This window comes from Candidatus Obscuribacterales bacterium (assembly GCA_019744775.1).
GTDB lineage: Bacteria > Cyanobacteriota > Vampirovibrionia > Obscuribacterales > Obscuribacteraceae > SBAT01.
Genome location: JAIETZ010000010.1, coordinates 15,670 through 38,946 on the forward strand (window position 1 = coordinate 15,670; position 23,277 = coordinate 38,946).

Genomic DNA, 23,277 nt, shown 5'->3' on the forward strand with positions numbered 1-23,277 from the left:
CTATCCTCTATTTGCTCTCGGTTTTGACTTTAGCTAACTTTTCCCACTCGGTATGAATTGCACCAGCTTGTGGTTTGTCCATACGCTCGTAAGTGTGGGCTCCGAAGAAATCGCGCTGCGCTTGCGTGAGATTTTGTGGCAGACGCTCGCTGCGGTAGCTGTCGTAATATGCCAAGCTTGCAGACAATGCGGGTACAGGAATACCTTGGCTTTGCGCAAATGTCACAACTTGACGCCATGCGTCTTGTGAATCCGACAAGACTTTTGCCATTGACTCGTACATCATCAGATTGGACAAATTAGGATCTGCCGAGAAAGCTTGCATAATTGATTCCAAAGTTTTGGAACGGATGATGCAACCGCCACGCCAGATTTTTGCCACTTCAGCCATGTTGGTTCCCCAGTTATATTCTTTGGAACCGGCAGCAATAATTGCCATGCCTTGTGCATACGAGCAGATGCGTCCGCAATAGAAAGCAGACTCTAGTGCTTTGAGGAATTGCTCTTGATTGACGTCTGACTTACCGGGCTTCGGTCCCATCAAAACGCGCGATGCTTTTACACGCTCTTCTTTCAAACCGGACATGAGTCTTGCCGCCCAAGCTGCGTCAATTGTTGGAATTGGCACGCCTAATTCGGACGCTGCTTCGGTTGTCCACTTGCCGGTGCCTTTTTGTCCGGCTTTATCCAATATCAAATCTACCAATGGCTTTTTGGTTTCATCATCGATAACTGTGAGAACTTTTGCGGTTATCTCGACAAGAAACGAATTCAATACTCCTTGATTCCATTTGTCGAAAATGTCAGCAGTCTTGCTCATGTCGAGACCAAGTCCGCGACGCATGATGTCGTAGCACTCGGCTAACATTTGCATGTCGCCGTATTCAATGCCGTTGTGCACCATCTTCACAAAGTGACCGGCACCGTCTGGTCCAAGATAAGTGACGCATGGTTCGCCGTTAACTTTGGCTGCAACCTTTTCCCAAATTGGTGCAATTGCGTCATACGCTTTTTTGTCGCCGCCAGGCATTAGTGACGGTCCCCAAAGCGCGCCTTCTTCACCACCGGATACACCGGAGCCGATGAAGTTGATGCCTTCTTTTTTCAAAGCGGCTTCGCGTTTTCTTGTGTCATTGAAGTGCGAGTTGCCGCCGTCGATAATGATGTCGCCTTCTTGAAGATATGGCTTCAACTTTGCGACGGTGTCATCAACTGGTTGACCGGCTTTAACTAGCAGAATTATTTTGCGGGGGCGCTGCAAAGCTTCGCAGAATGACTTTTCGTCATGGCAGCCAATAACGTTTTTGCCTTTGGCGGCGCCATTGGTAAAGGCGTCTACTTTATCGGTATGGCGATTGAATACGGCTATCGTATATCCATTGCGCTCTATGTTGAGCGCTAAGTTTTCCCCCATGACACCCAAACCGATAAGTCCAACTTGAGCCGAGCCCGGAGTAGAAGCCATATCAATAACCCCCGATAATATCTATTAAAGTCATTATGTACGGCAAAATCGGGCTCACTACGCCCTTGCGCCATAGGTGTTGCAAACCTTAACCATACCTTATCCCTCAAAGCCAGCTTGGAAACTAAAAAATGGCTGTTGGACGAGGTATCCTTTTTAGATTCAGATTTGACTGAACTTTCAGGTATCTCATGCAACACCGTTTTCCTCAGATTATTGCCGTTTGCGGCGGGTCTGGCTCGGGTAAAACAACCCTGGCCAAGAAATTCGTCGGCGCCGCCATCTTGTCTACCGATCACTTTTACAAGGATTTGGACGATTTGGAGCCGAAGGAAGACGGGTCTTATGACTTCGACCACCCATCGGCCGTCGATTTGACCGAAGCTGCCGAAGCTTGCTTGAAGCTCGCTGAATCAGAAGATGTCACTATTCCTGTATACGACATGCGCACATGTAAGCGCGTCGGCACACAAGTAATGCCGGCACCGAAATCGAAGATTGTCGTGATTGAAGGAATTTTTGCTTTCCACAATCCACTGCATGATATCGCCACGTTGAAAATCTTTATTGATACGCCTATCGATCAAAGACTTGCGCGTCGCTTACGTCGTGATATCGATCGTGGACGTTCGGAGATTGAAACAATTAAGCGCAGTTTGCATGTTGAAGAATCTTACGCGCGCTATGTTGAGCCAATGCGCGACTTGGCAGATCTCATTCTCATGGGTGATGAGATTAGAGGCGGCTTTATTTTGTAGGTAACGCAAAACGGGCGCATGCAATGCGCCCCTACACAATAAGCTCCTACAAAGGAAAAGTAATTTTGCAAGCTTCGCTGATCGTAATTATTCTCCTTTACCTGTTGGTCAGGTTGCCGTGGATATTTACGGTGCCGATGATCGAAGCGCCGGATGAGTTCGCACACTACTGGGTGATTAATTACATACGGCAGTATCTGACTTTGCCGGGTCCGGAAGCTGTGGCAGCGGCGGGTCCGTCGGGCGTCTACGGCTCGATGCCACCATTTGGGTATTTGGCGCACGTGTTAATTTCGGTTTGTTTTCCGGCTACGCAGACAACGCTTGTTGAAAGATTCGGCAGTTTGCTTATGGGGATGGTCTCCATCTGGGCTGCTTTTAAGACGGGGAAGCTACTGTTTCCCACGTCGCGGTTTTATGCGCTGGCTTTGCCATTACTGCTGGTGTTTCACCCGCAGTTTGTTTTTGTAAATACGTATGCAAATAATGATTCGACTGTTTCGGCTGCAGCGAGTGTGGCGATTTATTTAGTCGTGCTTTCACTCAAGGAAGGGCTGAGCCTTGCGCGGACTGCTTGGCTGGGAGTTGTGTTGGCATTGATTGTATTGAGCAAGTACTCCGGACTTTGCGTAGTGCCGGTTGCTATTGTCTTTATGGCGGTCGCTTGTTGGATTCATCGATTGTCTACCAAGGAGATGATTAGGCAGCTTGCGGCACTTGTATTAGTACCATTGGCTTTGGCGGGTGCATTCTTTGTTCGCAACTTTGCTGTATTCAACGGCGATGCGCTCGGTACGCAGACGATGTATAAAACCTGGGCTGAGACTTTTCATATCGAACAGCACGGGCAAGTATCACTGTGGCGGACTATCAAAGACAAACTTTGGTGGCAGCAAGTGTTTCAAAGTTTTTGGGCCGTGTTTGGCTATCAAAATAGATATTTGCCAACTAAGATTTACGACACATTTTTCTTTATCGCATTGGCGGGTTTCGCTGGAGCTTTCTTACAAGGCGTGCAAGCCGTTCGTGGTCTCATAGCTGCCGGTGATCGAACACGATTCGTCGTACCAGCAATATGGGCAATGATGGCCATGTCACTCGCAGCTAATGTCTTCGCGATGATCTACGCGGCATTGGTCAACCTGGGGGGACCACAGGGAAGATACTTGTTTGCAACGGAGTTGGCGTCTATGGCGATTCTGCTTGTCGGAATGCGCGCCTACGGCAAGGCGGGCAACGTGATGGTCGTGTCTTTCATCGTCTTCTGCGCGACAGTCTGCGTCTTCTCATGGCACATGTTGTGGACACTTTTCGGCTGGCAGGCTAAGCCGTATTAGCCTATTCAGCTACGCGAACTGAAGTCGCAGCAATTGATTTTGGTTCGGGAAATTGTCTTCTACGACAAACATGAGGCGCTCCGGTAGGGGAGTGCCTCATGCTGGTGGTTTGTGATTGTAATTGGGCCTGTTGTTTTGGTTGTGCAACAGGCTGTTGCATTTGCTCTGCGGGAACAACTGGTGATTCGACTGCTGGCTCTATGTTTAAAGCGCCTTTTGGTTCGAGGTCTTTGGATTCGGGGGCAGCAACTGTCTCTTCGACTTGTTCTTGCTTGAGCGGTTTGCTTTCAGCAACTTGTTTTTCTTTTTGTTCGGCAGTGCTGGCACTGTCGATGGCTACTGCTTCTTTGAGAAGAGTCTGTGCTTCTTTGCTCTTGCCTTGGAGAGAATAGAGTTCGGAAAGCTTTTTCAGAGTCTCTGCAACAAATAAGTTTTTCTCGCCATACGCTTTGCGTCGGATTACCAGCGCACGCTTAAGTAGAGGCTCTGCTTCTTTGTAGCGGCCGCGCATCTTGTAGAGTTCAGCAAGACGTTCGAGGCTATAAGAAGCATCCGCATTTTCAGATGCGTCGGATTCTTCTGCTATGGCCAGCGACTTTTTGTATGCTTGCTCAGCTTCTTCGTAGCGCTCTTCTTCTTGGTAGCGTTCTGCCATATTGCTCAGCGCTGCCGACATTGCTTTGGTGGCAATGGTGCGATCTTGTGTATCGCCTGTTGCAGCGATTGTGCGCAGAGCTGATACGGTGCCTTCGCTGGCAAACAACGAAGCCATCTTAGCGGCTACTTTTGTGTTTGTCAGAGAGGACATTGCCATAATCGCCGCTTGTTTGCTCTTCTCCCCACCAAGTAAGTGAGGAATGAAGCGCTCGATAGTTTGAATCTCTTGCAACTTGAGTTGTTGCTGGTTAAATGAGTAGCTGCAGTAGACGCCGGTGCCGGCGATTAGCAAACCAGAAATTAAAGGTGCGATTGCGCCGAGACGATCCCAGAAATCTTTCTTGGGTTTTTCTCTGTCTTGAGTTTTCTTCTTGAGTAAGAGTGCAAGGCGTTTTTGACCATCACGTAATTCGTCAAGGAGTTGCTTTGTTTCGTGGTCCATGTCGGTCTCCTTGTGGTCACCTGCGGACATCGAAAATAACACGGAAAGCAGGCAATAGCCAGCGTTCTAAACATCTGTTTAGGTTCGGGGTTATTTTACTTAACATGGGACTACGTAGTTGTCGGATATAGACGAGGATTCAGGTACAGAAGCCAGAGCGGCGCGCGGAGGCGCGCCGGTACGATGCTCGGCAACTTTGATTTTGGTCTTATGATTCGAACTTCCAATAGCTATTGGAAGATTTCTCCACTGCGCGCTGAAAGCGCTCCGGTCGAAATGACAAAACGTCGATGAGGTGAGTGCAATAGCAGAATGGAGGTCGGGACGACCGACCAACATTTTCGGGCGAACGACCAACTAAGACACTACCTTCAACTCTGAAGATCCGTTTTGTTTGGAGACTTGGATTTCTACGGGGAACATGTCTTTTACTTCGGAGATGTGGGTGATTACTAGGATGCGGGCGAAGTCGTTTTTTACGGAGCTGATGGCTTGGACTAAGCGTTCGCGGCTGGCGTTGTCTTGGGAGCCGAAGCCTTCGTCGATTACGAGTGTTTGTAATTTTGCGCCGGCGCGGCGGGAAAGCAGACGGGAGAGGGCGACGCGGACGGAGAAGTCTACTTTGAAGGCTTCGCCTCCGCTGTAGAGTTCGTAGTTGCGGGTGCCGACTTCGTCGGCGACGACGAGATCCAATGTTTCAACGAGTTTGCCGGAGCGGGTTTCCTGTTGGGTGATTAGACCCAGATGCATTTTGTGATCGGATAAACGCGCGAGAATTTTGTTGGCTTCGTTTTCGATTTCGGGGACAGCATTTTCGATGATGACGGCTTGTAGTCCTTTCTTGCCGAATGCTTCGGCGAGGAATTGGAAGTCGGAGAGTTCTTCTTTGCGCGTTGCGAGATTTTCTTCTTTGATTTTTAGATCTTGTTTGGTCGTCTCTAGTTGTTCCTGCCGTGATTCGAGGACGGCAATTTGCTTGTCGAGTTCGGATTTATCATTCTGAACGACGTTGGCTTGTTGCTTGAGCTGTTCGTGTCGCAAAATAGTCTCGGGCATTGTTTGTAATTGATCTTTCCACGACTCTAAATTGGAGGAGATCTCTTGCATTTGCTTTGTCTTGGAGGTTCTTTCTTTGCCAAGTTCTTTTTCTTGGCGTTCCAAGTTAGGAAGTTCGACACGGGCATTTTCCAGAGCGTGGTATTCCTCTTGGATATGAGCAAGATTCTTCAGGCGGTCGCGCCAGATTTTATGTTCTGCCATGTCATAGTTGAGTTCGCTTATCTGCACTTCAACTTCGTTTTGTTGTTGGCGGATTTCTTCTCCAAAACACTCATCACTTAACTGATCTTTGGCAGTATTTACCTTTCCGGATAACACCGGGAGTTCCTGACTTAGCTTTTCTAGCTCGGTCAAATCTCTTTGCATTTGGTGGTAACGGAATTCAATTTGACGTTTGCCCCTAATCTGTGACTGAAGATTGGCAAATATTGCTGGATCAAAATCCAGTTCCGTCATGCGCAATTTGACAGAGACCAGGCTTTCTCTTTCAACAATGGAGAAGTCATGGTTTTCTATCTTGGCTTGCAAGTCGGCTACTTGTGCACGCAAGGAATTGATAGTATCGCCTGCACGCTCAATTGCTTTCATCTTTTCGTTGTGTTGCCCGATGGCGATATCCAAGTCTTTGCGCCTATCTAATTCGCGACGAATTTCCACATACTTCACGCGCAAGAATTGACGCTCTGCTTCCCCGCTAGCAATTGATTGATCTAATTCGGTTATTTCGCTGCGATGCGCGCGATTTTCTTCATCGTATCGTTCAATGACGGCGACTCTATCGATAATTGGAGAGGCGCACAGCGGGCAATGACTAGCATCTGAATGATCATTGAGTTCAATGATCTTGGCTTCGTTGGCAACAATGAGGCGCTTCAGCTCGGCTATTTTCTGCTCGGCTTTTTCTACGGTCTCTTTCAGCTTGAGTCCCTTGTCTTCGATAAGTGAAAACTCCGCTTCAAGCTTGTCCAATCGAGAGGCTTCCATCTCCAACTGCAGTCTTTCAGAAGCTAGATTCTGGCTGCTTTCAATAAGTGACGATAGCTCGACAATTGCGTTTTGCTTTTGTTCTAACTCGGCAGACAAACGAATGCGTGCTTCGGTTAGCTTCGATTTCAACTCTTCGGCACGCAGAGTCAACTGAGTATGTTCTTCTTGTCGTTTAAGAAGATCGGTCTCCTGCTGCATCAATTGCTTAAAGTCAGAATATTGCTCTGACAAGGCATGGGCGTTGTTGGTGTCTTTCTCCAGCTTTTCCTTACGCTGCAGAATTTCATTGAATTGACGCTGACTATTTTCCAGATCAAGTTCCAACTTCATTCGTTGACGCATGAGCTCTGCCAGAAATCCCTGGCGTTTGTGTGTCAGCTCTTGATACGCCAGTCCTTGCTCATCTAATTCGGCAAGTTTCGATTTAACGACCTCGAAATTCTGCCATTCGGTTTCAATGGCATCGGCTTTAGCAACAATCTCGAGCAATTGAGCGCGTTTAATTCCAGCTTCTTCAACACGCTTGTCAATTGACTCGACAGAAGAGACCAGTTCATCCAGGCGCTTCTTCTCGCTTTCGGATTTAGTCTCAAGCATTTTGAAGTCGGTAATTTTCGCATCGAGTTCAGTTATTTCTTGCTGGCAGATTTGCAATTCATCAGCCTTAGCTGAAGCTTCGGCGCTTACTTTTGTAATTTCTGACTTGGTAAAGGCAAGGTCTTCGTCTAATTCGGGAAGTTTGGCAAGGCAGAGTTCCAAAAATTCCATTTGCGACTTCAAGGACTTAGCTTTGTCACGTGCCTTTTCTTGCAAGTCGTCGAAATAACGCAATCCAAGAATTTCCGACAAGACATCTTTTCTGTCAGCAGGTGCTTTTACCGTAAATTCATCGGCTTTACCCTGGCGCAAGTAGACACTGTTGACGAAAGTCTCGTAGTCCATGCGCAACAACTTGTTAATGGCACCTTGTGTCTCCCGCATGCCGTAGCCGGTCAGTGGCAACCACGTGCCATTACCATCAGTGTTGACCTTAAATTCAAGATTGCCTTTCGATGGCAATTTGCCTGGGCCTTTTGCCGCGCCTTTGTATCGCGAGCGGCGCACACTATAAGTGACGCCTTCCCATTGAAAGGCGAGTTCGACCCACATTTCCTTTTCACCGGCACGCACGAGTTCGTCGGAACCAGAACGACCACATTCCCAGAGTGCCCATGTGATGGCGTCGAGCACGGCCGATTTACCGGCGCCGTTGCTGCCTGTGAGACACGCCACATCAACCGACGTAAGGTCAAGCTTGGCATCGGCGTAGCTCATGAAGTTATGAAGTGTTATTGTCTGAATTATCATAGTGAGGAAGATCTATTAGGAATGACAGTGTCATCACAAAGGAATTCAGCTTTCAGCTCGTCGGGAAGAGCATTTTTGCTTTTGTCGCTGTTTGTCCTTTTTCTTTCCGGCACTAGTTGCCTCATCTACGAAATTGCCTGGTCACGCCTTTTAGCGCAGGCCTTTGGTTCCACCTTACCCGCTATATGTACGGTTCTAACGGTTTTTCTAGGCGGGCTCGCGCTTGGCGCGTATATATTGAGTGGCAAGTGGACCGATAGAGGCAATCCCTTGCTGATTTGTTCCTGCTTGGAACTACTAATTGGTGCCTACGCTTTTTTTGTGCCGACTATTTGTCGATCAATTGAATTCAGACAATTTGTAAGTGGTATATCCGCTGGATATCTCGCTCAGATTTTGCCGATAGCGATCTTGTTGGCGCCCACCATATTTATGGGAGCAACTTTACCAGTAATATGTCGTGTTTATAAAGGCATGCCGGACAAGACGCTTACTTTGTCATCGCTTGCTTACGCTTTAAATACTGCAGGAGCTGTTGCGGGAGCAGCACTTGCTGGATTTGTGCTTTTGCCGACGCTTGGTATTCAAATGACGACTTTTGCTGGTTGCGCAATCAACATCGTTGCGGCACTTATTTGTCTGTTGTTGTCCAGAACTAAATTGCCCGAAGCCCAAGGCGACAATACAAAAAAAGCCAAATCGAACAAACAATTCTCATATTTATTGTGCGTGCTGTTGGGCTTGTCCGGCGTATTGGGAATTGTCTTGGAGGTTGTTTGGACTCGCTACTTCACTTTGATAATGGGCTCGACCACTTATGCTTTTTCGTCTGTATTAATTGCTGTTTTATTAGGTCTAGCAATAGGAGCATTGCTTGTTTCGATTGCACTTAAGAAGATTGAAGATCCACTAACAACGATTTCAGTCGCATTCTTAGCAACATCACTACTTGCCTATTTGGGAATGGTATCTTTTGGATCTTTGCCCTCTTGGTATGCGGGAACCGTAGAAGGCTTGTCCAAAGGACAAGATCTCGCATTTTCAACATTGCTGGCAATTCAGTTTCTTACTATCCTCGTTGTCGTTCTTCCACCGACAATTACAAATGGACTTGTCTTTCCTCTTTGCCTGAAGGCACTAAATACTTCCGCCGAGTCTACGCCTGCGGAAGTCGGCAAGCTCTATGGGGTAAATTCGCTGGGATCAATTGCAGGTGCGTGGCTTGCAGGATTTGTTCTTATTCCCTGGTTGAGCAATATTTTTCCAAGTGGCATTCAAGCAACGATATTCTTTGTTTGTATTCTGTTTTTTGCGCTTGCACTCTCGGCGTTTTATTATTGTCTAACATTCAAAGAACAATGTGGTTATTCAAACGACAGAGGACCAGACAAAAGACTTCTTGGATCATTTGTCACAGTCATTGTTATCTTTGGTTATTTGAGATTGCCTCACTGGAACGAGCCAATAATAACTAGTGGACTGTCTATCAATCCGGTTGCGAATGCGGATGTATTGAAAGCGATGCAGCAGCCACAAACGCTTGGGCAGACTTTGTATTACAAAGAAGGGCTTAATTCAGTGGTCACGGTGACGCAGTTGCCGCAATTGAATGTCAACGTTTTGAAAAACAATGGCAAAGCGGAAGCGGCGCTGCCGATAGACATAAACAGTCCGGCGCCGACGAGTGATTTATCGACACAGACATTGCTGGGACTTTTGCCGGTGTTATTTCATCCGAACAAAGCAGAGAATGTTTTGGTGATCGGGTTTGGTAGTGGTGAGACATGCGGATCGATGTTGCAATCGAGTGACATCGAGTATCTGACGGCAGTCGATCTTGAGTCGGCAGTATTTGAAGCGAGTAAATATTTTGAGTCGGTCAATCACAAGCCGTTGGAAGATAAGCGAGTGAGAGCGGTAACAGCAGATGGAGCGAATTTTTTGTTGAGGGGTGCGGGCGCATGCAATGCGCCCCTACGCAGCGACAGGGAACATGCGACGGGTGCAGATCGCAGCGGCAGAGAAGATACGAATGGCACAGAACACAGCGACAGAGAACATGCGATGGCATCGACGGGCTATGACCTGATTGTTTCGCAGCCGGCGGATCCGTGGGTGAGTGGGGTTTCTGATTTATACACTCGAGAACTTTGGGAGCAGGCAGCAAATAGGCTAAACCCAAATGGGATATTCTGTCAGTGGGTTCAGTTGTATGACATAACGCCGCAATATTTGGGCGTTATTCTGCGGACATTTCAATCAGTTTTTCCTGACACCTATATTTTTCACCAGAAAGAGTCAGCAGAGATTATTCTGATTGGCAGCAAGGACCCGTATCAAATCAATGAGCAGTTATTGATTAAGCGCTTCAACGAAGAATCAATTCGCAAGGAACTTGCGCGCATAGAAATTCATAAGCCACAGCAAATTGCCGACATGCTTGCGTTGACGCCGGATGAAGTCAATCAATTGACGACAAAGATTGGACAACAGACAAACGACTATCGTCTGAATACGAGCGACAATTTGCTGACCGAATATCAACTGCCACGACTATTGTCGGGCAAGCAGCGAGTATGCGAAGAGTGCCTTCACATGCTCATTAAGTAGGACGAATTTGTGGTCCTTGGGTTTAGTTCGGTTACTGAAGCTGGATTAAGTATCTTCAGCGTCTGTCTTGCTCGGTGGCAAACGTATGGATTGTTATCCTCAGTCAGTTTCAGCAAAATCTCCGAACAAACATTTGCATTCTCTGCCAGTGCATAACGAACATCATCAGATTCATCCTCAGCCAAATGGTTTAAGACTACATCTGGAACGTCTGGATGCTCACCAACAGCAATCCGAACATCTTCGTGACGATCCGATGACAAAGCGATGAGAACTTCGACAGGACACAGACGGTTTTCCGCTACGCGTCTGCGTACCTGGTGATCTTCGTCGACCGCTAAAATCCAACATTCTTCGTTTGTAAGACTTTCGCTGCCTGCTTTCAAATAATTGCCCGCGTAACCATTAAGAGAGAACTTATTACTTTCCATGTGTGACATACCCGTATCGATTCGAAACCCTCGCCCCGGGGGTTCCGGACTCGCATCTCCTGACCTGAGCCAGCGCTTCCTTCTTACTTTTGTTATACCCCTTGAGAACCATCCATGGACAGGATTTTGAGCCACTTTCCGATAAAACATAACTAAGCAAAATCAAGCCTGGGTGGGTCTTACAGGTTTTCCAGTAATAATTACAAGTTTCCCCCACAATACCGAGCCATTAGTAGCAAAGATGTTTAATAATTGACTTAGAGGCTACAGGTTTTACCCGGCAACACCCCCCCTATGAGCTACCGATTATTAGTCGTTGAGGACAGTCCGACCCAGCTGCTCACCATAAAGAGCTTGTTGGAGAAAGAAGGCTATAGCGTGCTTTCCGCCGCTAATGGGGCAGCCGGTCTTGCATTGGCATATAAGGAATCTCCCGACCTCATAATTTCCGATGTGGTCATGTCGGGAATTAACGGCTATCAGCTGTGCCGGTTGGTCAAAAATGACCCGGAGCTGTCCAACACACCGGTTATTTTGCTGACCAAATTAGAGGGCTCCCTCGATAGATTTTGGGGACTAAAGTCCGGAGCAGACAGGCATATTCCCAAAGAACCAGGATTTACCAGCTTAATAACAGCCGTGCGAGAAACATTAGGTGAGGCACAGAGTCGCCCGCGCCTGAGAGTTTTTCCAAGCGACAATCATTCAATAAGCACTGAAGAGATTAGCAATCGCCTAAATCAATTGTTGGAGCGCCTTCTATTTGAAAGCACGATTGTTGATGAGGCGCGCAAAATCGGTGAGGACATTCTCGACCTTGGTTTAATCGCCGACAAACTATTTGCTCTTTTGTCATCAATCATCGACTATCAAGCAGCTGCGCTGGTTGTTAATCATGGTCAGAACTCCACCTTAATGATTGACGCATCAAGAGAAAGTATTGTCAATGATGTTTCCTCATACGTTGCCGGTCTCGCACTGCAGTTGGGGCTGCCGCCGCTTCAGGAAGAAGTGCCGAAGACTAATGAGCTGTACGACAACGCACTTACGCAACCAATTGACTCAGCCGGCTTGAGAATCGGCTTGCTCGTTGTTGTGCCGCACAATCATCAGGTTTATAAACCCGGCGACCAAAAGGTACTGCGCCTCGTCTGCGAACAACTTTCAACAGTATTACGCCTTTATCTTTCGCACGCTGCGCGTGAAGGCGAAGTTGCTTTTAGACAGTAGGCTCTTAAACAGGGCGATCGTCAACCCAGCCTTCTTGTTCTAGATAGGCTAATAGCGGAATGCCCGTCTCTTTGAAGGCTTTCATGCCGGCCTGGAATTGGGCGACCGTAATGCGTCCTTCGCCAATTAGCTTTTGCGCTTCTAAAACTGTATCTAGTTGTCTTTGATTGATAAAGCCGGACTTGACCATGAATTGACCAAAGAGCATTTCCGGCATTGCTTTGTGCATGTCGACGGCTGCTGCCAGTTCTGTCATATCGATGATTTCTGAACTCTGAAGTAATTCGCCGATTTTTAAATGCACCTTGCCTGAGCGGGGGACAACTGTAGTCTCCAATGCGTTTAGCTCGTCAGCTAAAGCATTGCCGCCGCCACGCACTTTGAGCAGGCGGAAGTCGTAATCGACTCTTGTCTCCGGCTCGCGCAATACGTCATGCGCCAGGCAGATTTCTTCGAGTCTTGTAATGAAGTCTCTTTCGTCGCCCTTTGTGCGGTGTACGAGAAGTTTTCTTATAGAACGCAAATAACCGACGTGTACTTGCCGGCTGGAAGAAAGTGGCTGGATGCCTAAAATTTCATAGAAGCGACCGACCGGTACGAAATTGTCTGGGACTTCGGCTTGGGAAGTCGCGCTTTGACCGCTTATGCGATTACGAATCAGCTGGGTTAGCTGCTTATAAGCCGAGACCACAGCCTCATCGTCACCCTGCTCGTAGCTCTGCTTCAGAGCGTGGATCAGGGAGCGTGCTTTGTCATCAATTGGTTCGGAGCTAAACTCGGTTGTTTCCGGCATTACCACGACCAGATGTGCATTTTCCTAAGTAATTATGCCCGTATATTGTAATTTTGAAATCAGTTTTATTGGACAGGTGACCTATCCGGCGCGTCCTTTAGCTATGATGAAATGTATGGACCTGAGGCCGGGTCTTAGTGACTCATAATAATTGGCTCTTTCAGCAATGTGGGCGGGTAGGCAGGTAATTAGTGGACTTTAGTTGGGTCAAGAATCTAGCGGACGAATCGAATCAGAAAGAAGTCGACAGGCGGAATGCCGAGCGCCAGCAAAAAGCTGAGCATCGACAGGAAGCTGTGGCGACAACACCTCTGGTAGAGAAACTTTTCTTGCTAATTTCTGCTTGCACAGAAGAATTCAACAAGCACGTCAACTATCAACACTTGCGCGTCACAATCAACCGAGTGCAAAAGCGCACGCATGGTACGGCCAATGCCGAAGATCCCGAACTTGCTTATGCTGACGAAGCTTCGTATTTTACTTTCGCACGCAACGGCTGGACTTACGCTATCCGCGGACATAACGGCGTCGTGGAATTTTTGGAATTGCCAACCGGCACAGGTGGCTCGTCGCTCAACTATAATATCTACGAAGCAGCCATTGCACCCAATAGAAAAATGGTGGCAACATTCGATGGCGGCAGCAAGCAAGTCGTCTGGAAAGAGAATGGACAAATTATTGACGGACAAAGAATCATCAGCATTTGCCAGGAATACTTTGTTGACTTCATTCAGAAGACGAATTGATGGATGTGATGACGTCAATCGCTGAGAAAGCTAAATTAGTAAATGTCGACTTGACCGCGGAGCAGGTCGAGGCATTCGAGATATATCTCCGGGAACTTGCGGCTTTCAACGAGCACACGAATTTAGTATCGAAAGCCGATGCTGAGATTGTCATCGACAATCACATTATGGATTCGTTGACTTTGGTGCCGGTGATTCAACGCTTATGCGAAGGGCGTGAGTCAGGGCTTATCGACATCGGCTCGGGAGCAGGTTTTCCTGGGTTGATACTTGCTGTGGCGTGTCCTTACTTGAAGGTCACTCTCGTGGAGTCGATCGGCAAGAAGTGCAACTTCCTTCAGGCATGCGCGGAGTCCATGTCCGTGGATTCACGCGTACAAGTCTTTAGCGAGCGCGCGGAAGAACTTGCGCACGGACGTGATTTCCGGGAGTCGTTCGAATTTGCGACGGCTCGCGCTGTGGGTAACGTCGAGATGATTTCCGAATTCTGCGTACCGTTTTTGCGCTCTGGAGGCTATCTTCTCGCCCAAAAATCCCGCGCTCAACTTGCAGAAGTTGATCCAGCACGCGCCGCGCTGCAAATCCTCGGCGGCAACGTCGAAGAAATAATCGACATCGTCAACCCGGCGACGGAAAAGGATTTCACGCTTGTGTTGATTAAGAAGGTCAAAGCCACGCCGGCGAAGTACCCGCGATCATTCGGGCAAATTAAGAAGAGTGGGATCAAGTAGCAACAGCCAAGCCATTGCTTTGGAGACTTTGTCATTCTGAGCGATAGCGAAGAATCTGCCAATAAATAACGGAAGTTCGTCAGTGTAATGACGAACTTGTTTACTATCCCCAACTAATCCAACACGTTCGGCACTGTGCCCCAAAATCTTCGACCACACCGTATTGGATAAGGCGTTGCTTGTTGATTTGAACACTGTTACCGACTTAAACTTCCACGACTCACGGCAGATTCCTCGCCCCGACGACACATTTAGTGTCGTCTCCTTGCTCGGAATGACAAAGTCTTGAAAGCCTAGCTAAGCTCTCGCTCACCACCAACAAATCTACACTACGCACAAATCACGCGTAATCCGTCGCCGCCGAAAACACGACGCACGCCTCTACACGCCCCAAGTGAAGATGGGCTCGCAGAGCCCCAACCTAGTCGCTAAGCCCAACCTGCTCCGTCGGTACCATCCAGCCTTCGGCCATGGCTTGTACCTTTGCGCCTTCCGCGTCTTTTTCTACGGATAGTTCGAGCAGTCTGCGTCTGCTTCCAAAAACATATTTCGTGCGGCTGACCAAAGACGTGATGTCCAAATGGTCGTCAGCGAAAATTACGTTATCTAGGTGGCGATACCAGTCGTCACCTTGTGGCAACACAATGTCTGCCACCATTTCGCCTACGTCGATTACAACGCGCTCTTTGTCCACACTAGGTGGCCAATGCAAAGTGTATTGCTTGGTGTCAAATCCCAAACACTCAACACGTCCCAGGAACGGGACATTTTGTTCGTCGATATGAAATCCTGCTGCAGCATATGCCTTCACTTCGTCATTCCACAGCTCGCTCAACACATCGGATGCGGTGTCCATGTGTGACTCAAAGCGCCACATTTCCCCTGTCGGCATGTAAGACGTGCTCGGACGAAATTCCCAAGCGTCGTCGGCGAAAACAATTTCGAATTGGTGCGTGTGCGCCCACGATGTCATTAAGACGCCTTGCCAGATATCGTCTTCTTTGTAGACTTTGGCGTAATTCGTCTTGAACCAGTCCTGCCAATCGGAAAACGAATCATACTGACCGGAGCGTTTTATCAGACCTTCACGCCATTCAGATTCATCCGGTGATGGATCCTCTGCGTAGAAGAATTCAGACCAGTACTGCGCAATGGTGGCAGGCTCCAGCGCTACGCGTTCGTCTTTGCCGTACTGCTGCTCAAACAATTTCTTGACAGCGTTGATGGATTCAACGCAGCGCGAGTACGGATTCGAGTCTTTGAACTCGTCGGCATGACGAACCCAATCTATCCCCGCTCTGATCAAATACGCTGGATACATTGGACTTCCCTTCTCGCTCCACAAGTTCTCTTTGAAATACTCATTTCAATGGTAAACCACGAATTATTTATAGTCGAGAGCAGATTTAGTTTATAAGCCACCAACAGTCAGATAAATCTCGACTTCGAACTTTTCGCGTCCTTTCAAATCAACATGCCAGTTAGGAACAATTGCTGATCCCTGGTAGATTCGCTCAAAGCCGGATTCCGAGTTAGATACGCTGAATACTGGATAGCGCCACATTCCGGCTTTTTGCGACCACTTGAGTAATACCTTTATACCCAGCCATTCGTCGGCAATGCCTATTCCGTCGCAGTTAGCTTTATCATCTTTGCTGGCGAGCAGTGCCGGCTCGCATTTTTCGCCTGTTAGCTCAAAGAAATATCTGTCGCTTGCGTCCGGGGCCAGGAAGTTGAAGTTCATTTCCGGTGCAAACCAAAGACTTATCGGCTCATCGCTGGTGTTGGTTAACAGATAGGAGACTTTCATTTGCGCAGTGTCGTAATCAAACGAATAAGTCTTGCCAACATTGAGTGTTCTGTGTTTGTGATCAAACCAGACATGACCGTCACGCTCAAGTTTTACTTGAGCCTTGTTGCCGGATGCTTCAGTAGATACAACCTTGTACGGCTTGTGCACAAAGTCACCCTGCTCAGGGTAGTGGCATACAGCCAGATCTTTTAGCTTCGCATGCGAACCAAGGAAGTGATCCAAGAATGACAAACGACGATACCAGTCGTAAGCAAGATGGTCACTGAGATTTGCTTCTTTGGTGACTACTTGCCCATGAATTGTCTTTGCTGCTTCGTGATCAGTTTCAGTCTTTTGCTGCGCCTGTTTCAACTTCTCGTGATATGGCTCTTTGCGGCGAGAAAGAGTGTCTGTCAAGTTGAATGGACGTGGCTTGTAATCAAGCTCAAGAAGAGCACCGCCATAATGAGGGGCTAGACATGTGTTTATCTTGTCGCCACGAATAACAACCTCGTCGAAACCGTCTAAATCAATATCAATTGTCTCGACAGATATTCCCTTGGGAGAAAGTCCAGCTTTTTGTTCAAGCGCGTCGAGCGCCACATCTGCTGCAACAGCAGCTTGGAAATTGGCTGTACGTAAATTGGTCAGGTAAAGACCACCGAAGACTCCGTGCCAGAATGGATCATTTGATTGCGCTTGCCAAATCTTGTCTTGCGCATCGAGAAGCTGTGACTCATCAACCTTGCCGCTTGCACGAAGTTTTTGCAAACGCTTGCTGGCATGCAGCATCTTCTTGTGGAGTTGATTACCTTCAGGATATTTGACGAGGAAGTTGCGCCAGAATCCACCTTTTAAAAATGGCTTGTAGAGCTCATCGACTTTATGAAGTCCGTCTTCCAACACTGCTGCGCGATCAGCCGGCAACGCCCATTCCATCATTTCAGCGTAGCTAGCTGTCGGCAAGTAGACTCTGCCTGATGGACCAATCGTGCGATTGTATTCACCGAATGTCTGAATGTGTATCCAGTCGGAATTCTTCTCCAGGATAGTGAAGAATTTCTCCAGCCAGCCGTCTTTGTAGACTGATTCATAGGTGTGAGGCCAAACACCGAACTTCTCGCCATCGTCGAAATAAAAGGCACCGGCATCACCATCGCTTGTGGCGATTGACTTCAAATACTCGATAATCTTATCCGGCATTTCAAACGGAATCATGTAACGAAGGTTTTGATTGATCGGGAAGATATCCAACTTATTGCCATCTTCTTCAGTGACATAGCAACGATAAAGTTCTGAATCGTGCAGACCGACAGATCTAAAATGCGAGTCATCCACGCAGACGTATTTGATGCCGGCTTCAACTAATGGCTTAGGTAAATGCGGTTCCCAAACACGCTCTGCCAACCACATGCCATCGATGATTTCCTTGTTGGCTTGTTTTGCGCAGAAAAGCTTTTCCAAGTAGGAAGTCAACTTGCGAATTTGCCCGACTTTATCGCAGTCAGGAATAATCGCCATAATCGGCTCGTAGAATCCACCAGTGACAAGTTCAATCTGTCCACAAGCATGCAGCTTATCCATCACGTGAATTACTTCAGGATAGTTTTTCGCAATCCAATGCAGTAAATATCCCGTGAAGTGGACAGAGAATTTGACCTTTGGAAAACGCTCCAACACTTGAAAGAACGGCAAGTAGCATTTCTCGCAAGCCTCAGCCAGCACATGATCAAAATTGCCGACTGGCTGGTGGTTGTGGACGCCGAGGCAAAGATTTATCGTCTTCTTCGTCATTCTCTTAAATTCCTAGACGTTCAAATACCTGGTCAATATTACGCAAGTAATGCTTGGGATCAAATGTTTCCTCAATTTCCTTCGCGCTCAAAAGACCGGTGACATTCTTGTCATTCATCAAATTGTCTTTGAAGCTGCCATCTTTTGTATTCCAAGCTTGCATGGCATTACCCTGAACAATCTTGTACGCATCTTCACGACTCATGCCGCGCTCAACAAGCTTGATGAGAAACGCTTGCGAGAATACGATGCCGCCGAATACATCCATGTTGGCAATCATGTTTTCCGGATAGACAACGAGATCATCAACTATCTTTGTAAAACGAGCGAGCATGTAATCGAGCAATATGGTCGAATCCGGCAATATTACGCGCTCAACAGAGCTGTGGCTGATGTCACGCTCGTGCCAGAGAGGAATGTTTTCCAACGCTGCTAATGAATTGCCGCGCAGTAAACGAGCCAAGCCGGAGATGTTTTCACAACCAACCGGATTGCGCTTGTGCGGCATTGCTGAAGATCCTTTCTGACCTTTGGCAAATGGTTCTTCCACTTCCAGCACATCCGTACGCTGCAAGTGACGAATCTCTGTCGCAAACTTGTCGAGACTGGAGCCGATGCAAGCAAGCGTCCATACAAACTGGGCATGTCTATCACGCTGAACTATTTGCGTAGAGACAGGATCAGGCGTCAGTCCCAAATATTTGCAAGTGAGTCTTTCCACATCCGGCGAGATGTTCGAATATGTTCCAACGGCGCCGCTTACTTGACCAACAGAGATCATCTCTGTTGCATCAACTAGTCTTTGCTTGTTGCGGCGGATTTCTTCAAGCCAGACAGCCATTTTAAATCCAAATGTTGTCGGTTCAGCGTGAATGCCGTGTGATCTGCCGATGGTTACTGTGTGTTTGTGCTTGCGCGCTTGTTTCAAAATTGCTGCTTCCAGCGCGTCCATGTCTTTCATCAACAATGCGCTGGCTTTGCGCAATTGCAGCGCCAAGGCTGTGTCAATTACATCGGAACTGGTCATACCGAGGTGAACAAAACGCGAATTCTCGCCGACTGATTCGGCGACAGATGTAAGGAAAGCAATCACATCGTGGCGGACTTCCGCTTCAATTTCGTCAATGCGCTTCAAGTCAAAGCGGGCTTTCTTTTTGATATCGGCAACAGCGTCTTTTGGTATCACTCCCAATTCCGCTTGCGCTTCGCAAACAGCAATTTCCACTTCGAGCCAACACTGAAACTTAGCTTCATCAGACCACAGCGCAGCCATTTCCGGACGCGAATAACGATCAATCACGAACTGATACCCCGAGACACGACAAAATACAAACGCTTGCCGGACTTGCCAGCAAAGCAGGCTCATATTTTAGCCGAAATCACCGCATGGCAACTCGCTTTGTGTAGCTATTGTCCCTGCAATTGCTCTAAAAGTTGGTTCAGGTTGTTGGTGCTATCGGAGCCCGATGAATCGTGTTGTGATCCGGCAGAGCCTCCGCCGAGTTCGCCCATTAGTTTGTTCAATTGACTCATATCGATGTTGCCCATTTGACCAGTCAATGATCCCAAGTCCAAATTGCCAAGTGAGCCCGTGTCCCCGCCGCCACCGAGGGCGCCAAGTCCACCCATTCCGCCAAGCAATTGCTGCAGCTGATCGGTGCAATCATCACAAGGACCACCTGCGGAGGGACCAATGGGCAGATTGCCGAGCATACTATCAACCTGTCCATGCATACGCTGAGTAGTTGCGCGGTCTTCACCACCAAATGGATCTAAATTCGGATCAAGCTTGTAAGCAGTAATCACACGTCTGACGCCATTGTGATATTGGCTGAGAGAAGCGCTCAATCGTCCCAACATTGGATATATCCGACCAAAACCTTCCATTCCCGATCCACGTAAGTCTCCTGGGTTTTCAGCCAATTGCTCAAAGTAATAGAACGAAGCTGCTAGGTCATTATGCTCTCTTTTCATTTCTGCCGGCGGCACGATTGCGCGTATCTCGCGAATCATCTGAATCATGTTTGTTTTTACTTCTGTGGTGCTTCCTTGTGCATTGCTAGAAAAAGCTACCATTGCTAGTCGAGGGTAGGTTTGAATGATATGACGCATGCGGGCAAGATAGCGGGCAACAGCATCAGGAGTACGCGGCACGTCCATCGATATACCGCCCGTCAGTGGTTGACCCAATTTGTAAACCTGACCTCTTCGCGCGCCGGGAATGGGGGTGGTGTCGAGGATAGGCGTCGCTCGTTGCAGCTGGAGCGGCTTTTTCGCAACGGGCTTTTTGTTGCCGGCAGCCTCCGCCGCAATTGTAAAAATCGCCAGCAAGGCAAGCCCAGCGGCAATTTTGGGCAGTGTCTTATTAATATGAGCAATGCTAGTTAACATAGCCATATCCCCTTAATTGGAATATTCCCAAATCGGGTATGAAACTAGCTAAGAGCAGATAAGTTAAGCACTATGTAATCTGCCGTGTACAATTAAGGGCGCATAGCGGGCGCATGCAATGCGCCCCTACAAAATACAGGATGCGTCCGAGGTTAGGACAGGTTCCAAAGAAAGAGTGGTTGCCAATGAAGCTTCTTTTGCCCGTCGATATAGTTCATTCCGCTAAGCCGACAATTGACGAGCTTAAACGCCTGGTTGATTTGAAAAACTGCCAGGTAACAATGCTTTACGTCAAAGAAGAATTGCCGTCCTATGAAAGCATGATTGAAGGACTGGCTGATATCAAAGAGAAATATCAAACCGAAGTAAAAAACAAGGCACAAGCATATTTCGCACAAGCCGAGACAGAGCTAAAGCCCCATTGTGAGTCACTAAAGACGGAGATAGTCAGCGGTCCGGCAGCTATGATGATTGAAACTGTTGCACGCGATGAAAAATGCGAATTGACAGCATTGACTCCTGGCGTTCATCCCAAGATTGAAGAGTTTTTCCTGGGAAGCGTGTCGAGCAAAGTTGTGAAGCATGGACCGGGAACAGTTTTAATTTGCCGCAACGGCGGAAAGCCACCGGAGAAAATCAGCAAAGTCGTCATTGGTGTTGATGGATCACATCAATCGCAAACGGCATTGAAAGAAGCAGTAAAGTTATTCAAGCTGAAAGAGCATGGAGCAGAAATTACACTTATCCATGTGGTATCAGTTGCAGATGTTTTAAAAATGGTGTCACCGGTTGAATATATCGGCATCGTTGAGAATAACATGCTCATGGAAGGTGAGACTTTCCTTGCCAACGCCAAACAGATGTTGGCGGAACAAGGCATCGATAAAGTCTATTGCGTCTTGAAAGAAGGCGATCCGGCAACGGAAATCTTGAACTTGACCAAGTCACTTCCGGCGGATTTAGTAGTCATCGGCGCGCAAGGTCGCAATGCCGTGCAGCATTTCTTGCTGGGAAGCGTTTCACACAGAATTGCCATGCACTCACCTGTCACAACTGCGGTGGTTAAGTCTCCACGTAAATGAGAATTGCTGTTTCACTGCTTTTGATGGTGTCTCTTTCCAGCTTGGCTTTGTCTGCGCGCGCCAAGCAGGTTCCGCTAAAGCAATTGCGACAGGAAATAAAAACAGAGCAAGAGGAAGAAAAAGACAGCCTCAAGAAAATGCGTGATGAGTTGAATGACTTGAAGTCGACCATCATGGAAGGCAGCCAGGCAATGGGACAGTTGCAATCAGCTGTAGCACAACAAGCCAAGACTCGCGTGTATAGGCTAGCAGTCAAAGACGGTCGTGTTGAAATCATGCCGGGCGTGTTTGCCTCCGCATTAACATACAACGGATTGACGCCGGGTCCGGTTCTCGAGGCAACCGAAGGTGACACGATACAACTCACCGTGTCCAACGAGTCCAGGCAGCCAACGAGTTTTTACATCGACGGTCTTATCTTGCCGCACGCCGTAGCGGGATTGCCGCGTGAAGGGCATGGGGTAATAAAGCCGGGCGCGGCGGAGACGTATCAATTCAAAGTCGAGCAGTCGGGGCTTTTTACTTACCATCCGCAAGTTAATCACCTGGCGCAAAAGACGCAGGGCCTTTTCGGCATGCTCGTCGTCGACGCCGATGCGCCGAAGACCTTCAGCAAAGAGCAAGTCATGGTCATTGGGCAGTGGACTGTCGCAGGGGCTCCGGCTGGTTCGCCCGGGAAGGTAGCGCCGTCACCGGGTAAGGCAGGTGCTGCTGCCGTGGCTTCGGCATCAGGTCCGACGACCTACTTCACCGTCAACGGGAAAAGCGCTCCAGCTATTCCACCAATCGCCGTAGTTCGTGGTGACCGCGTGCGCTTGTACGTCGCCAACACGACATCGCAATCGGTTCCGTTGCAATTGACGGGGCATCGCTTTGAAGTAATAAGCGTCAGCGGCAGCGATGCGATGGAGCCGCATGTCTTTAGAGACACCTATTGCGTACAGCCGGGAGACAGAGTTGTGCTGGAGTTTCTCGCCGACAATCCAGGTGTCTGGTCACTTGCTTCGCAGTTGCCGCATCAGGTGACAAATCGCGGCAAGTTTCCTGGCGGAATTGCCATTCCGGTAATTTATCCGAATGCGGAATAACGGGTTCCGTCATTCTGAGCAGAGCGAAGAATCCCACCTGTTAAAGACGTGAGATTCTTCGGGCTGATGCCCTCAGAATGACAATCCTTAGGCGTGATCACCCAATGCTTGCAGATGTTGCTCTAGTTTCTCCTGAGACAACCCAGTGTGATCGCAAAAGGCTTTCCAACCTACAGCCACAACTTCTTCCCAATTCTCGTAATAAGTCGGCATGTGCATGTCTCCACGACCAATCTCAGAAGAGTAGTCGGAAAGAATAGCTTTCGCCATGTCGTGCTGGACCATGTGCCGCACGTCGAACCATTGTTGCTCGACGGCAAGCTCTAAAAGCGTAGCTAGGAATTGCTGCTGGTGGTAGCGGGATTCGGCGATTTCCTGTAATCGGCTGTCCATCAGTACCTCAGGTTAACCTGCTTACACTTAAACTAGCATAAGTTTTCTTAACTGAACACCCCCATACTTTGTCATCTTGTACGGTAATAAATAACGTCAAGTCAAATAGGGGCTTGACGTTGAATGAAAATCGGGCTATTCCTC

At 48.2% G+C, this 23,277-nt stretch carries 19 protein-coding genes; 8 read left to right on the forward strand and 11 right to left on the reverse strand.

Annotation, left to right across the window (positions count from 1 at the left end):
- Positions 1 to 7: 7 nt before the first annotated feature.
- Positions 8 to 1,465 (reverse strand): NADP-dependent phosphogluconate dehydrogenase, encoded by a 1,458-nt coding sequence (gene gndA / locus K2Y22_15625; protein MBX9879887.1) that lies wholly within the window; start codon positions 1,463 to 1,465, stop codon positions 8 to 10.
- Between the two features lie 191 nt (positions 1,466 to 1,656).
- On the opposite strand from gndA, the gene K2Y22_15630 reads away from it, so the two are divergent.
- Both K2Y22_15630 and K2Y22_15635 read left to right on the forward strand, forming a co-directional pair.
- Positions 1,657 to 2,223, forward strand: a complete 567-nt coding sequence (locus tag K2Y22_15630; GenBank protein ID MBX9879888.1) for a hypothetical protein — start codon at positions 1,657 to 1,659, stop codon at positions 2,221 to 2,223.
- A gap of 65 nt (positions 2,224 to 2,288) precedes the next feature.
- The gene (locus K2Y22_15635) at positions 2,289 to 3,560 is read left to right on the forward strand and encodes a glycosyltransferase family 39 protein (GenBank protein MBX9879889.1); all 1,272 of its coding nucleotides are present in this window, start codon (positions 2,289 to 2,291) and stop codon (positions 3,558 to 3,560) included.
- Position 3,561: 1 nt separating this feature from the next.
- Here the strand turns inward: K2Y22_15635 and K2Y22_15640 are convergent, their stop codons facing one another.
- Together K2Y22_15640 and K2Y22_15645 are read right to left on the reverse strand one after the other, a co-directional pair.
- Positions 3,562 to 4,659 carry a tetratricopeptide repeat protein gene (locus K2Y22_15640; GenBank protein ID MBX9879890.1) on the reverse strand — a complete coding sequence of 366 codons (1,098 nt, stop codon included), beginning with the start codon at positions 4,657 to 4,659 and terminating at the stop codon, positions 3,562 to 3,564.
- 357 nt (positions 4,660 to 5,016) lie between these two features.
- Positions 5,017 to 8,052, reverse strand: a complete 3,036-nt coding sequence (locus K2Y22_15645; protein MBX9879891.1) for an SMC family ATPase — start codon at positions 8,050 to 8,052, stop codon at positions 5,017 to 5,019.
- A 27-nt stretch (positions 8,053 to 8,079) separates the two neighbouring features.
- Here K2Y22_15645 and K2Y22_15650 point away from each other — a divergent pair, with 27 nt between their 5' ends.
- Positions 8,080 to 10,662, forward strand: a complete 2,583-nt coding sequence (locus tag K2Y22_15650) for a fused MFS/spermidine synthase (GenBank protein MBX9879892.1) — start codon at positions 8,080 to 8,082, stop codon at positions 10,660 to 10,662.
- Here the strand turns inward: K2Y22_15650 and K2Y22_15655 are convergent.
- On the reverse strand, positions 10,644 to 11,093 hold the full coding sequence (locus K2Y22_15655; GenBank protein ID MBX9879893.1) for a HEAT repeat domain-containing protein: 450 nt from the start codon (positions 11,091 to 11,093) through the stop codon (positions 10,644 to 10,646). The genes K2Y22_15650 and K2Y22_15655 overlap by 19 nt on opposite strands.
- A gap of 294 nt (positions 11,094 to 11,387) precedes the next feature.
- On the opposite strand from K2Y22_15655, the gene K2Y22_15660 reads away from it, so the two are divergent.
- Positions 11,388 to 12,323, forward strand: coding sequence for a response regulator (locus K2Y22_15660; protein ID MBX9879894.1), 936 nt, complete (start codon positions 11,388 to 11,390; stop codon positions 12,321 to 12,323).
- 4 nt (positions 12,324 to 12,327) lie between these two features.
- Here the strand turns inward: K2Y22_15660 and K2Y22_15665 are convergent, their stop codons facing one another.
- The gene (locus tag K2Y22_15665) at positions 12,328 to 13,116 is read right to left on the reverse strand and encodes a J domain-containing protein (protein ID MBX9879895.1); all 789 of its coding nucleotides are present in this window, start codon (positions 13,114 to 13,116) and stop codon (positions 12,328 to 12,330) included.
- A 191-nt stretch (positions 13,117 to 13,307) separates the two neighbouring features.
- Here K2Y22_15665 and K2Y22_15670 point away from each other — a divergent pair, with 191 nt between their 5' ends.
- Together K2Y22_15670 and rsmG are read left to right on the forward strand one after the other, a co-directional pair.
- Complete coding sequence (locus K2Y22_15670) at positions 13,308 to 13,862, forward strand: hypothetical protein (GenBank protein ID MBX9879896.1); 555 nt, start codon at positions 13,308 to 13,310, stop codon at positions 13,860 to 13,862.
- Positions 13,862 to 14,593 (forward strand): 16S rRNA (guanine(527)-N(7))-methyltransferase RsmG, encoded by a 732-nt coding sequence (rsmG, locus tag K2Y22_15675; GenBank protein ID MBX9879897.1) that lies wholly within the window; start codon positions 13,862 to 13,864, stop codon positions 14,591 to 14,593. The genes K2Y22_15670 and rsmG overlap by 1 nt, the downstream gene beginning before the upstream one ends.
- Here rsmG and K2Y22_15680 read toward each other — a convergent pair.
- The 5 genes from K2Y22_15680 to K2Y22_15700 all read right to left on the reverse strand — a co-directional run bounded on the left by K2Y22_15680 (position 14,558) and on the right by K2Y22_15700 (position 20,570).
- Complete coding sequence (locus tag K2Y22_15680; GenBank protein ID MBX9879898.1) at positions 14,558 to 14,842, reverse strand: hypothetical protein; 285 nt, start codon at positions 14,840 to 14,842, stop codon at positions 14,558 to 14,560. The genes rsmG and K2Y22_15680 overlap by 36 nt on opposite strands.
- Before the next feature lie 172 nt (positions 14,843 to 15,014).
- Positions 15,015 to 15,914 carry a hypothetical protein gene (locus K2Y22_15685; GenBank protein ID MBX9879899.1) on the reverse strand — a complete coding sequence of 300 codons (900 nt, stop codon included), beginning with the start codon at positions 15,912 to 15,914 and terminating at the stop codon, positions 15,015 to 15,017.
- A gap of 90 nt (positions 15,915 to 16,004) precedes the next feature.
- On the reverse strand, positions 16,005 to 18,179 hold the full coding sequence (locus tag K2Y22_15690; GenBank protein MBX9879900.1) for a DUF1926 domain-containing protein: 2,175 nt from the start codon (positions 18,177 to 18,179) through the stop codon (positions 16,005 to 16,007).
- A 4-nt stretch (positions 18,180 to 18,183) separates the two neighbouring features.
- Complete coding sequence (gene purB, locus K2Y22_15695) at positions 18,184 to 19,479, reverse strand: adenylosuccinate lyase (protein MBX9879901.1); 1,296 nt, start codon at positions 19,477 to 19,479, stop codon at positions 18,184 to 18,186.
- Between the two features lie 107 nt (positions 19,480 to 19,586).
- Complete coding sequence (locus K2Y22_15700; GenBank protein MBX9879902.1) at positions 19,587 to 20,570, reverse strand: hypothetical protein; 984 nt, start codon at positions 20,568 to 20,570, stop codon at positions 19,587 to 19,589.
- Positions 20,571 to 20,755: 185 nt separating this feature from the next.
- Here K2Y22_15700 and K2Y22_15705 point away from each other — a divergent pair, with 185 nt between their 5' ends.
- On the forward strand, positions 20,756 to 21,652 hold the full coding sequence (locus K2Y22_15705) for a universal stress protein (GenBank protein ID MBX9879903.1): 897 nt from the start codon (positions 20,756 to 20,758) through the stop codon (positions 21,650 to 21,652).
- On the forward strand, positions 21,649 to 22,740 hold the full coding sequence (locus K2Y22_15710) for a multicopper oxidase domain-containing protein (protein ID MBX9879904.1): 1,092 nt from the start codon (positions 21,649 to 21,651) through the stop codon (positions 22,738 to 22,740). Before K2Y22_15705 ends, K2Y22_15710 begins: the two co-directional genes overlap by 4 nt.
- 87 nt (positions 22,741 to 22,827) lie before the next feature.
- On the opposite strand, the gene K2Y22_15715 is transcribed toward K2Y22_15710, so the two are convergent.
- Positions 22,828 to 23,133: a hypothetical protein gene (locus tag K2Y22_15715; protein MBX9879905.1), complete on the reverse strand. Its 306-nt coding sequence runs from the start codon at positions 23,131 to 23,133 to the stop codon at positions 22,828 to 22,830.
- Between the last annotated feature and the right edge of the window lie 144 nt (positions 23,134 to 23,277).